Origin of the sequence: Lactococcus petauri (assembly GCF_023499275.1) — a bacterium.
Lineage (GTDB): Bacteria > Bacillota > Bacilli > Lactobacillales > Streptococcaceae > Lactococcus > Lactococcus petauri.
On the sequence record NZ_CP094882.1, the window covers coordinates 1,152,206 to 1,164,721 of the forward strand.

The 12,516-nt window shown below is 37.2% G+C and carries 13 protein-coding genes; 1 reads left to right on the forward strand and 12 read right to left on the reverse strand.

Annotated elements, in window-relative coordinates; all coding sequences use genetic code 11:
• Positions 1-46: 46 nt before the first annotated feature.
• From lgb_RS05630 to lgb_RS05675, 10 genes are all read right to left on the reverse strand, one after another.
• The gene (locus tag lgb_RS05630) at positions 47-685 is read right to left on the reverse strand and encodes a deoxynucleoside kinase (protein WP_019294009.1); all 639 of its coding nucleotides are present in this window, start codon (positions 683-685) and stop codon (positions 47-49) included.
• Between the two features lie 37 nt (positions 686-722).
• Complete coding sequence (locus lgb_RS05635; RefSeq protein ID WP_019294010.1) at positions 723-2,009, reverse strand: bifunctional folylpolyglutamate synthase/dihydrofolate synthase; 1,287 nt, start codon at positions 2,007-2,009, stop codon at positions 723-725.
• Positions 2,006-2,500, reverse strand: a complete 495-nt coding sequence (locus lgb_RS05640) for an NUDIX domain-containing protein (protein WP_019294011.1) — start codon at positions 2,498-2,500, stop codon at positions 2,006-2,008. Before lgb_RS05640 ends, lgb_RS05635 begins: the two co-directional genes overlap by 4 nt.
• On the reverse strand, positions 2,500-3,573 hold the full coding sequence (gene folP / locus lgb_RS05645) for a dihydropteroate synthase (RefSeq protein ID WP_019294012.1): 1,074 nt from the start codon (positions 3,571-3,573) through the stop codon (positions 2,500-2,502). The genes lgb_RS05640 and folP overlap by 1 nt, the downstream gene beginning before the upstream one ends.
• A gap of 1 nt (position 3,574) precedes the next feature.
• Positions 3,575-4,624: a GTP cyclohydrolase I FolE gene (gene folE, locus lgb_RS05650; protein ID WP_019294013.1), complete on the reverse strand. Its 1,050-nt coding sequence runs from the start codon at positions 4,622-4,624 to the stop codon at positions 3,575-3,577.
• A 56-nt stretch (positions 4,625-4,680) separates the two neighbouring features.
• Positions 4,681-5,028: a dihydroneopterin aldolase gene (gene folB / locus lgb_RS05655; protein ID WP_019294014.1), complete on the reverse strand. Its 348-nt coding sequence runs from the start codon at positions 5,026-5,028 to the stop codon at positions 4,681-4,683.
• A complete protein-coding gene (gene yihA, locus lgb_RS05660) occupies positions 5,021-5,608 on the reverse strand; it encodes a ribosome biogenesis GTP-binding protein YihA/YsxC (RefSeq protein WP_019294015.1) in 588 nt (195 codons plus the stop codon). Before yihA ends, folB begins: the two co-directional genes overlap by 8 nt.
• Before the next feature lie 180 nt (positions 5,609-5,788).
• Positions 5,789-7,027, reverse strand: coding sequence for an ATP-dependent Clp protease ATP-binding subunit ClpX (gene clpX, locus lgb_RS05665; RefSeq protein ID WP_019294016.1), 1,239 nt, complete (start codon positions 7,025-7,027; stop codon positions 5,789-5,791).
• Between the two features lie 31 nt (positions 7,028-7,058).
• Positions 7,059-7,232, reverse strand: a complete 174-nt coding sequence (locus tag lgb_RS05670; RefSeq protein ID WP_014024827.1) for a hypothetical protein — start codon at positions 7,230-7,232, stop codon at positions 7,059-7,061.
• On the reverse strand, positions 7,229-7,744 hold the full coding sequence (locus lgb_RS05675) for a dihydrofolate reductase (protein ID WP_019294017.1): 516 nt from the start codon (positions 7,742-7,744) through the stop codon (positions 7,229-7,231). Before lgb_RS05675 ends, lgb_RS05670 begins: the two co-directional genes overlap by 4 nt.
• Before the next feature lie 488 nt (positions 7,745-8,232).
• Between lgb_RS05675 and lgb_RS05680 the strand changes: the two genes are divergently transcribed.
• The gene (locus lgb_RS05680; protein WP_019294019.1) at positions 8,233-8,736 is read left to right on the forward strand and encodes a tRNA (cytidine(34)-2'-O)-methyltransferase; all 504 of its coding nucleotides are present in this window, start codon (positions 8,233-8,235) and stop codon (positions 8,734-8,736) included.
• 74 nt (positions 8,737-8,810) lie between these two features.
• On the opposite strand, the gene lgb_RS05685 is transcribed toward lgb_RS05680, so the two are convergent.
• Positions 8,811-10,913 carry a MucBP domain-containing protein gene (locus tag lgb_RS05685; protein WP_019294020.1) on the reverse strand — a complete coding sequence of 701 codons (2,103 nt, stop codon included), beginning with the start codon at positions 10,911-10,913 and terminating at the stop codon, positions 8,811-8,813.
• A gap of 291 nt (positions 10,914-11,204) precedes the next feature.
• Positions 11,205-12,506, reverse strand: coding sequence for a nucleobase:cation symporter-2 family protein (locus lgb_RS05690; protein ID WP_019294021.1), 1,302 nt, complete (start codon positions 12,504-12,506; stop codon positions 11,205-11,207).
• Positions 12,507-12,516 lie beyond the last annotated feature (10 nt).

Here is a 12,516-nt window from a genome sequence, read left to right on the forward strand (position 1 = left end):
TAATTGGTATAGTTTTTATTAAGTAAAAAAAAATAAATCTTCCGATTTACTTTAATTGTAATTTGAATAATGCTTTATCTATTTCTGTAAGTACCTTTTCGAGGTCTTCTGCATTATTTACGAAGTCAAGTGCGTCTCCATTAATCTGTATTTTAGGTGACACATCATAATTTTCATACCAGGTCGGGTATTCTTCATGAACTTGATGATAATATGCTTTTAATTCAGGCTGATCGTCAATCTGTTCAAAACTGCGACCACGTTGCGCAATCCGGGAAAGCATTGTTTCAAAACTCACATCAATATAAACTAGTAAGTCAGGCCGCTTTTTAGGCATTCCTTCCATTTCCTCGAGCATATTACTGAGCAAGTTCTGATAGATTTCTAACTCTGTTTTGGTAACATTGCCATTTTTATAGTTTAGAGTTAAGAAAAGTTCGTCTTCAAAAATTGACCGGTCAAGGACATTATTCTCTTGAGTATAAGCCATTTTGATTGATTCAAAACGCTTGTTCAAAAAATAGATTTGCAACAAGAAAGCATACTTTTTTGGATCTTGATAATACAAATCAAGAACCGGATTATTATCTACTGCCTCATAGTAAACATCTGTTCCAAGATGCTCCCCTAAAGCTTTTGCTAAGCTTGATTTTCCAGCTCCTATTGTTCCTGCTAAAACAATCACAGTTTTCTTCCTCCTAAAGTCCATCAAGGACTGATTTTTATTGCTCTGACTCTAAGATGTATGCCCTAATTTGAGACATGAAATACAAAGAACCGGTCATTAAAAGTACATCGTCTTTCTGTAGATTTGCTTTTAATGCTGAATATGTGCTTTTCCAATCTTCTGCCAATACTACATTTTCTTTTTCTAAGTAAGTAAAATCTTCTAATTTTAAAGCTTTCGGATAATCAAAAGTTGTCAAAATAAGCTCAGAATTATCAACAGTTTGCAACATTTTAATCATTTCAGTAATATCTTTTGTGACCAGAGCTGAAAAAAGAATCGTAATCTTACGACCTGAAAATTCATTTTTTAAGTTTTCCAAGAGTCGTTGCATGGCATGTACATTATGCGCCCCATCAAGTAGTGTTAAAGGAGCTCGGCTGATTTCTTCCATGCGCGCTGGCCAGAAAGTTCTTTTTAATCCCTTTCTGATTGCTTCTTCTGAAAGTGATAATCCTACTTTCTGCGCGTAAACCATAGTAAGTTTAACAGCAAGTGCTGCATTATCTACTTGATGAAGACCAAGTAAGGATTTTTGCAAGTTGAGCAAGTGAATTTCATCATCCTTGTAATTAAATCGCTCATTTTCAAGGATTTCTACCTGATAATCAATACCGTATTGATAATGCTGCGCTTGATTTTTTTGAGCTGTTTGCGCAATAACAGCTAGAGCTTCGTCTGCTATTTTCCCTGTCACCAAGGGTGTATTCGGCTTAATGATTCCTGCCTTTTGGGCAGCTATCTTTTCTAGGGTATCCCCTAAGATATCCATATGGTCCATCCCAATTGTTGTAATTGCAGTTGCTACAGGTTGAATGACATTAGTACTATCTAAAAGTCCCCCTAAGCCTACTTCTATCAAAGCTACATCAACGTGTTCGTCTGCAAAATAGCGAAAAGCCAGAGCGGTAATAATTTCAAATTCTGTGATGCCAGCAAGATTTTCATCCTTATCCATTTCTTCTACGAATGGTTTTAGTTGCTCAACATACATGATAAGCTTGTCATCAGGAATAGGATGGCCATTAATCGCCATCCGTTCGCCAAAAGTCGCAATAAAAGGACTGGTAAAAGTAGCCACAGTCAAGTCCAACTGCTCCAGAATACCTCTGGTAAAAGCAACAGTTGAGCCTTTGCCATTTGTACCAGCAACATGAAGCATTGATAACTCTTTTTCAGGGTTTCCAAGCAATTTGAGCAAGGCTTCAATTCGTGTCAATCCTGGACGGATATTAAATTTAAGACGAGAATGTATCCATTCTAGTGCTGTTTCGATAGTCATGTTAGGCTTGTTTTCCCTTCTAGAAAATACTTTTTAAATTCCTCAGGTGCCTCTGTTTTGGAAAGCAAAAAAACAGGCAGCTCTGCCAGTTCAGAAGGCTCATCCCGCAATTTAAGGAGATAACGAAAATCTATGTGCTGATGTGCTTTTTCTTCCTTAACCGCATTATAGGGAATATTAATAAGATTCACATCTATAAGACGTGGTGTATCAGCTGTCAGACCTGTTTCTTCATGGAATTCACGCTTTGCCGTCTCATAGGGTTTTTCCCCTTCTTCGACATGTCCAGCAGGCAGTAAGAGTTCTTTTTGATAGGGATGCTCGATAAAATACATTTTCTCCCCTTTAAAAACGACAGCAGATGCTGATAGTTGCAAATCCGGATTCTGTTTTCCTTCAAGTCCTTTTTTATTGCGTAAAAGAGCAATTACCTGTTCTTGTTTTTTAGAACTTTCTAAAACAGAAAGTTCACGTATCAAATCATTATACATTAGTATTTTTGGTATATTTTAAAATTATCAATTAAACGTCGTGTTGCTGCAACATCATGTACACGTAGGACACGCCCACCATCCATCATCATTTGATTTTCAAGAATCAATGTTGATAAAAGACGCTCATCTACTTCCATATTCATAAGATTGGTCATAAAAGATTTACGAGAGATTGCGACCATCACCGGCAAACCTAGGCAAGTCAATAGTTCAGTCGTTTTTAGGCGCTGTAAAGAGTCAATTCCTGTTGCTCCGCCTGAAAAACCAACGCCTGGGTCTACACATATTTGTGCATTCGCAATGTCAAGTTGATTTAATTCTTTCTGTTTCTCTGTAAAATAGACTGGCAGTTCTTGATAAACATTATCTGCGTAATGCATACCTGCTCGACCATTATTCATAGCAACCAAAGCCGGTTGATATTCTTGCATCAACTGTAGTTTTTCAGGTGTATCAAAACCATCAATATCATTAATAATATCTGCACCTGCATCCAGTACACACTGCATAACATAGGCTTCATCAGTGTCTATAGCGATAACTGCTTCCGGAAATGCCTTACGAATACTCTGCAAGGGCTGAGCGAGACGTTGCCATTCTTCTTCTGGCGAAATATCTGCGTAACCTGGACGAGAAGACTTTCCTCCAAGTTCAATGACTTGTGCCCCCTCTTGTAAATCCTGTTCTACTCGTTGTAGGATAAAATCCAAATTGAGATTTTCTTCTGCACCATCAAAGAATGAATCTGGTGTGACATTGACAATAGAATAAACAATCGGATCCAAAGTCAAATCAAAAGAGAAATTCTGTCCTGACCAAATAATCTGATGACGTTTAAAAATGCGCTCCAAATCCAATTTTTCCTGAGATGTAGGCCAAGCCTTAATCAAATCCGCCAATTCATAAATCGTTAAAAAAGTCAGCAAATCATGATTGTCTACGAGAACTTTTGCTCTTACACGGTACAAAAGATTATCCAATTTAGCTTTTTCTTGGCTGCTCATCTCAGTAAAACAGATAGAGATGTGCTTCAGAGAAAAACAATCAGTGTTTTTTTCAATGATTTTCATTTTAATTCAAGCTTTCTAAAAATTCGAGACGTGTTTCTCTGCTTTCTTCAAATTCACCCATGAAGAAAGAGGTTTTTGTTTGGGAATTTCCTTTTTTAACACCACGCATTTCCACACACATATGACGCGCTTCGACAACAACTGCAACACCTTTTGGCTCTAAGATATCATTTAAGATTTCCGCTATGTCTCGCGTAATGTTCTCTTGTACTGAAAGTTTATGCGAAACGTAGTTGACCAAGCGCGGTATCTTGCTTAAGCCAATAATATTGCCATCTTTAGGGATATAGGCTACGTTTGCCTTACCAAAGAAAGGCAACATGTGATGTTCGCACATCGAGTAAAAGGGAATGTCCTTGATTAAGATAGTTTGATCCTGGTCTGTTTTTTCAATTTTAAAGAGTTTATACTCCTCAAATTGCGTTAATTTTTGTGAAGAGAGAATTTCTTCATACATTTTAGCTACACGTTCTGGCGTTTCTAAGAGTCCTTCCCGTTCAGGATCTTCACCAACAGCTGAGAGAATTTCTCGTACAGCAAGCTCAATACGTTTTCTAGCGGGCTTTTCCGTCGGAATTTCTACTATTTCTTGTTCAGTATCCTTGAGCTTTTCAATAGCTTGTTTCACTTGTTGTTCGTATGAGAAACCAGGCTCTAAAATTTCCAAAAGTGGCACAAGAACAAAAAGGCGATTAAAGACTTCTTTGTGCGGAACCATCAAATCTTCCTCTAAAATTTGTTCGTTTCCGTAAAATAAAATATCGATATCTATCGTGCGTGGTCCCCAATGAATTTTGCGAACACGATTTAATTTGGCTTCGATTTTATGAATAAGCTCCAATAGCTGGCTAGCTTCAAGTGTCGTTGAAATCTTCAAGGCCATATTGACAAAGTCATCTTGCTCCACTCCCCCGACAGGTGAGGTTTGATAAAACTTTGATCTTCTATCTATTAAAATGGCCGAATCCTGTCCCAATAAGCTTACCGCATCTTGCAAGTAAGCTTGCTTGTCTCCAATATTGCTCCCTAAACTCAAATAAACCGTTTGCATCACTTTCTTGCTTCCCCCCTTAGAAAGCCGTAAATATTTTCTAAATGTTAAATATTTTAACCGACCATTTCAATTTCGACATTGTCAAAGATTCCTGCAATAGGTACAGCCAATTTGCGGATATGTACTTCTACTGTTTTCACTTTATTGTTTTGTTTAATGGCTTGAATGATATCGAAAGCCAACTTTTCAATCAAATCTGCACGTGAGACTTCAATTATTTCCGCGATACTCTCATAAAAAGCAACATAACTCAAAGTTTCGTCAAGCTCATCTAAACCAGAGTAGGAAAAATTCGTGGTAACAATCAAGTCAATTTCTAAATTTTGTCCTAAGATTTTTTCTTCAGGTAAAACGCCGATATGTGAAAAGAACTTCATATTGTTAATCTTAATCTTATACATATTGTTCAATGGCTTTCCAAGCCTCCTCGATTCCTGTTTTATCAAAACTAGAAAAGATTACAAAATCATCTGTGCTGTCAAATTGCAAGGCTTTTTTTATCACTGAGACATGCTTGTTCCATTTACCGCGTGGAATTTTGTCGGCCTTTGTTGCAACTAAAATTACAGGAATATCATAGAATTTCAAAAAAGTGTACATCAGCTTGTCATCTTCAGATGGTTCGTGTCGTAAATCAACGAGAGCAACCACCGCTTTAAGATTAGGCGCTGTAGTGAGATATTCTTCAATCATCTTACCGAACTTTTCACGCTCTTTTTTCGAAACACGTGCATAGCCGTATCCTGGAACGTCTACCAAATGAACCGTATCATCTACATTGTAAAAATTTAGGAGCTGCGTTTTACCTGGCGAACTTGAGGTACGCGCAAAGTTCTTACGGTTTAATAAGGTATTGATAAAGCTTGATTTTCCAACGTTAGAGCGACCAGCAAGAGCAATTTCCGGCATGTCTGTCTCTGGATATTGCTTGGCAGAGGCTGCTGAAATAGTCAGTTGTAAATTATTAGGGTTTATTTTCATTATTTCTCTCTTTCCTTGTGTGTCAAACTATTTTAGATAGTTGCGCAAGGTTTATTTAAAGTCTTTTTTAGGGAAGAAGGTTCACAAATCACATCTCTCCCTGTCTATTATCATTGATTTACTAAAGGTAAATCAATGATAATAACAAGAAAACCATGAGCACTCATGATTTTCTGTTTTTTATTTTTGAATATAAATGATTTCTGCTTCTGCTTTATCACGCACAGCTGCTTCCGTAATAATCACTTTTTCAATATTATCATGACTTGGTATTTCAAACATGATATCCATCATCACTTCTTCAATGATTGAACGTAAGCCACGTGCACCTGTTTTACGTTCGATAGCTTTCTCAGCAATGGCATGCAAAGCTGCATCCTCAAATTCCAGTTCCACATTGTCATAGCTTAACAACTGCTTGTATTGCTTGATAAGTGCGTTTTTAGGCTCGGTCAAGATACTGATAAGATCAGCTTCTGTCAAACGTTCAAGCGCAGCAACTACAGGCAACCGTCCAATAAATTCAGGAATCAATCCGAAAGTTTGGATATCTTCAGCAATGATTTCTTGCATATAAGATTCATTGTCAGACAAGGCCTTATTATTTGTGCCAAAGCCGATAATTTTCTCACCTAAGCGTTGTTTGACAATTTCTTCAATACCGTCAAAGGCTCCGCCTACAATGAAGAGAATGTTTTTAGTATCAATTTGAATCATCTCTTGGTTAGGATGTTTACGCCCACCTTGTGGGGGAACGCTGGCAACTGTACCTTCGATAATTTTTAAGAGGGCTTGTTGTACACCTTCACCGGAAACGTCACGAGTGATAGAAACATTTTCTGATTTTTTAGCAATTTTATCAATTTCATCAATGTAGATGATACCACGCTCAGCACGTTCAATATTGAAATCACTAGCTTGCAGCAGTTTGAGCAAGATATTTTCAACATCTTCACCCACATAGCCTGCTTCTGTCAAACTTGTAGCATCAGCAATAGCAAAAGGAACATTAAGCGACTTAGCTAAAGTTTGTGCCAAAAAAGTTTTCCCTGAACCTGTAGGACCAATCAATAAGATATTAGACTTTTGAAGTTCAACTTCTTCGTCATCTTGACCTGTAAAGTTGATGCGTTTGTAATGATTATAAACAGCAACCGCAAGTGCACGTTTTGCACGCTCTTGCCCGATAACATAACCATTCAGATGATCCAACATTTCTCTTGGGGTCATTACAGGAGTGGTTTCAAATTCTTGAGCCATTTCCTCGCGCATCTCTTCTTCAATCAAATGGCTTGATAGCTCCACACATTCGTCACAAATATAAACACCGACACCGGCGATAAGTTTCTTTACTTCTGGTTGGCTCTTGCCACAGAATGAACAATATATATTTTCGTTTTCTTTTGTATCGTTAGACATTTATTTCTCTTTTTCTAGATTTTAAACATTTTTAGGAAAATAAAGTTCCAAAAAAAGCATGAATGGAATTTACAATATTCGTAAAGGCATTAAGAAGAAAAATAGTTCCTAAGCCCCAGCGTTTTTTGCGGAAGCATTGCAGTGCAAGTATTACACATATTGCGCATAAAACAGCGGTAAATAAGCCAAAAATAGATTTTGTCACGGCTTTTGTTTCTCCTTCCGCTCATATTTTTCGACGGTAAAGTCATAAGGATTTTGCTCGTCTTTTTTGTGATAATCCGCTGACACCTTCGCATACTTCGAAAAATCAAACGTATCAGGGAAATATGTATCCCCCGCAAATTCTCCATGAACAACCGTTTTATAGAGCGCTGATAGCTCCTTTTCGAAAAGAAGGAACATCTCTGATCCGCCAATGATATATAAATCACGCTCTTGATTATTATACCATTCTATAACTTCGGATACACTATGCATGATTAAGACACGTTCATTATCTTCTTTAGGGTAAGCTTCATCTCGTGTAAGGACGATAGTGATACGTCCAGGAAGCACGCGCTTATTCATGCCTTCAAAGGTTTTGCGGCCCATCAAAATCACTTGATGATAAGTTGTCTTTTTAAAATGTTCGAGTTCAGCAGGTAAACGCCAAGGTAAATGACCATCAATGCCAATCACTTTTTTCTCATCTTCTGCCCAGATAGCGTAAATCATTTTATTTCACCTATGTGCTTTTCTTCAATTGCTTTGAAAAGCCAATCATCCTTTTAAACAAAGATGTTCCTTTCTTTTGGGATTTTAAGGCCATCTATTTCATACACAAATAGCTGATGAAATTCATAAAGAATCCTTCAAGACCTTATTTATTAACCGTTTAAACAGTTAATCTCTCGCTGTTCTCTCAGAAGCTTTTTTCTGCTTTGAGGGATAGAATTACCTTTCCTATTATACCAAAAAACACCTTTTTTTACTTTAATTTTTCTTATTCGGAAAAAAATGAAAAAAATTTCCATTATTTCCTTTACTTTTCCTTAAAGATGTGTTAAGATTACTCTATCAATTAATTTGTTTCAATCAACCCTGTTATGATTAAAGCAAATTAGTCCCCCAACTAGGCTGCTCGCTGAGACCATACTCCGAGCTACCTAGTTTTTATTTTTGTAAAAATGTAAAACCCTTACAAAAACGGAATGGAGAAAATTATGAATCATATTGCACTTTTCGAACCACGTATCCATTTTAACACTGGAAATATTGCACGCACTTGCGCAGCTACTAACACTACCTTACATTTGATTGAGCCTTTCGGCTTTGAAATTACCGATAAAAATCTCAAAAGAGCTGGATTGGACTATTGGGATCAGGTCAACATTGTTTATCACAAAAATCTGGATGATTTTATCAAGCACGTAGATGGGAAACTATTTTTAGTTAGTAAGTTTGCGGATCAAGTATATTCAGGTGTTGATTATGCGGAAACTTCAGAAGACTACTACTTCCTCTTTGGACGAGAGGATACTGGTTTACCAGAAGACTTTATGCGAGAAAATGCTGAAAAATGTATTCGCATTCCAATGAATGATGAACATGTACGTAGTCTAAATCTTTCTAACACTGCTTGTATGATTGTCTATGAAGCGCTTCGTCAGCAAGAATTTTCTGGTTTGGAGCTTAAACATACTTATGAAAATGACAAACTAAAATAAATCTACTCTTTCTTAGTTGAAAGATAAAAATTTAAAGAAAAACGGAAGTTATAGCGTGTAACTTCCGTTTTTTATTATTTATTAATTTTCTTGAGACGAAGTGTAAGCCCAAACAGAGCTAAAACCAAGAAAGTCAGTCCTAAAATAAAATTGATTAGAGTCATATTTTCACCTGCCTTGGGCAAAAATTTTCGCTTTGCTGAAGCTACTTGATCTTTTTCTCCACCTTTAGGAGTTTCAGTTGCTTGAGAAATCATCTTATTTTTTGTATAGACATAACTTACAGTTTGTACTTGGTCTGTATAATGACCTGCAGCATTACCACGAACTTCTTTGAAAGTATAACCTTTGATATCTTTCTTTTCAGTGCTATAACCTTCTCCAACAATTCCTGATTTTACAACGTCTTCCGAAATTGACTGGCCATTCGTATCTACATATTGGACAAGGACAGTTCCAGTTACATGAGAAAGTTCATTCTTAGTATAAACATAAGTGACAGTTTGGGCTTGATCAGTGAACTTACCTGATGCATCACCTTGAACTTCTTTAAATGTATAGCCTAGAATATCTTTTTGCTCTGTCGTATACGCTTCTCCAATATTTCCTGCTTTTATCACATCATCAGAAATTTTATTGCCTTCTATGTCCACGAATTTTACAGTAATATCACCACCTTTTACAGGTTGAGCTTCTTTTACAGTAATTGTGGCTACAGCAGAATATGTGCCTTGATTTTCAGAGTTTGAAAAGAAATTAGGTACAAACCTGGTATACGTGACTTTATAAGTTCCTGCTTTTGTCGTATCGACTTGCCCTTCAACATTTATATCTGAAAAAGGAACCGCATTTCCATAATAATCTGTGGCACTGTCAAAGTTATCTTCTGATTTCCATGTATCACCAACTGTTAGTTCTGAGTCATGTACAATAACTGTTGATTTATCTTTGTATTGCTCATAAACATACGTGACAGTTTGAGGTTGATCTGTAAATTTACCGGAGGGATTACCTTGTACTTCCTTGAAGGTGTAACCTGCGATATCTTTTTGTTCTGTTGTATAAGCTTCTCCAATATTTCCTGCTTTTATGACATCTTCTGCGATAGGAGTGCCTTCTGTATCTACGTACTTCACAGTCACATTCCCTGCTGCTATGGTGTAAGGTTGCCATACATAGGTATCGCTTTTAGCATTGGAATTGAAGTTCTGAGTGAGTTGCTTACTTGTCCAAACATCTGCTCCTTGCGGATGCGAAAGCGAACCTGTCCCAACATTTTGCCACTTCCCTGTGTATTGATTATTTGCTGAAATTTCTGGAAGCTCCACGTTGACACTATCCGTAACCCAAAAACGGAATTTATCGCTAAGTTTTAGCACCTTTAAAGAAGTTGTATTTTGGAAAAAACGTGACATCTCATAGCCTGTTATCCATGATTTTTCTAATTGTGTCATATCAAAACCTGAAAGATCAAGAGCTTCTAAAGAAGAATCTCCCATAAATACACCTTGTGCAGAATATAAAGGAGTAAGTCGCCACTGAGACAAATCTAGTTCCTTTAATTTGGGCATCTCTGAAAAAGCATAAGTAATGGCAATCATATTTGAAACGTTCCAATTGGAAACATTTAATGATTCCATATTTGTCGCACCATTAAGAAAAGAAAATATCGTTGTAACATTGGATACATCCCAAGAAGTCAAGTCAAGACTTGTCAAGCTCGCACAACCTCCAAACACCCGTTGCATCTCAGTGGTATGAGAGGTATTAAGTCTTTCAATACCATCAATACTAGTGACATTCGTTAAATAATCAAATAAATTACTTAGTATATTTCCAGCAACAACGTCGCCTTCAAAACGAATACTTGTTATCTGCTTGCTCCATTGATACCAGGGACTCAGTCTTGCGCCATTTTGGTTCACCGGTGTGTCAGAAAATGTTCCAGCTCCAATGTGTAACACACCTGATGAATCAATTCTCCACGGTGCTGTCCCAAAAGTTCCTGCTGCGATATCACTTGAACTTGCCTGAACTTCAACATTTTCTGGTGAAGCCTCTGGGGTTACTTCTTGGGTTTCTTCTACTTTTGGGGTTTCAGCAATAACTTGTAATGTGGGTGAGATAGCTCCCAACACTATCGTGCTTAAAGCGATTGCATGAGTCAATTTTTTCATATATTAATCCAATTTCCCTTGATATTTCGTTTGCGCGAAAAAGTACGGTTTGTTGGAAACAAAAAAACTTGACAATGCCGGTAATAAAGCCTTTCTAAGCTGAAGTTTATCATAGAAAATCATGCATGGGCTATTGCATAGATAAAAAGATAAAGGTATAATGGAGATGTATCGGTTATGTGAAAAGAGATGTGTTAGAAAAACCGTACTTTTATTGAAATATGCTTTTTATACCTCAGAATAGAAAAAAACAGCTAGCTATAACTGGCTGTTTTTCTTATATCCTTCATCTTACTGTGTGAATTCTGTTGAAGTTAAGTTGACTTTTGATTTACGCTCTGAATTTAAAACGAGATTAAGCAAGATAGCTGAAACAGTACTTACAACAATTCCATTAGAAAGGAAGATTTGTGCCCAGCTTGGTAAACTTACAAAAAGGTTACTTGAGTTAAAACCAACGCCCATCCCAACTGAAACAGCTACGATAAGCAGGTTTTGATTATCTTTGTAATCTACTGTACCAAGCATATTCACACCTTGCATGGCAACCATTCCAAACATGATAAGCATAGCTCCACCGAGTACGGGAACTGGAATAAGTTGAGCAATTGCTGCAAACTTAGGAATCAAACCTAAAACAATCAGAAAGCCAGCAGTGAAATAAATAGGCTTACGTGATTTAATACCTGATAACTGTACTAATCCAACGTTTTGTGAGAAACCTGTATAGGGGAAAGTATTGAAAATTCCACCAAGCAAAACAGCAAGACCTTCTGAGCGGTAACCGTTACGCAAACGTTTTTCAGATAATTCATCACCTGTCAAGTCAGCCAAAGCTAAGTAAACACCTGTTGATTCGACCATTGAAACAATGGCGATAATAATCATCATCAAACAGTCAACCAGATAAAAACGTGGCATTGCCATACGGAAAGGAATCGGCAAGTGGGCCCATGGCGCTTGATTGATCGCAGAGAAGTCAACCATATGTAAGCTTGCTGCTAAAATTGTTCCTGCAACTAAACCAATCAAGATAGCAATAGAACGAATGAAGCCCTTTGCAAAGATATTTACCAAGACAATAACCAAGATGGTAAATCCCGCAAGCAAGAGACTATTGGCTGTTGGAGCTGCTTCGTTATTACCCATATTTCCTACTGCAACAGGAATCAAAGTTAAACCAATCGTGGTAATTACTGAACCAGTAACAAGTGGTGGGAAAAATTTACGAATTTTAGAGAAAACTCCTGCAAAAGCGATAACGAAGATACCTGAGGCAATTAAGGCACCAAACATCGCGCCATCACCATGTTTTTGACCAATAATAATCAGTGGGGCAACGGACTGAAAAGCAACGCCCAAGACAACTGGAAGACCAATCCCAAAGTTTTTGGTCATCTTTAATTGCAACAAAGTCGCCAAACCACACATAAAAATATCGGCCGAAATCAAATAAGTCAATTGCATAGCACTATAATTGAGGGCTGAGGCAATCATAATAGGAACAAGTATTGAACCTGAATACATGGCGAGTAAATGCTGCAAACCTAAAACTGCAGCTTGTCCGTTGGCTTGTCTTTTTGTATTAAACATTTCTTCCCTT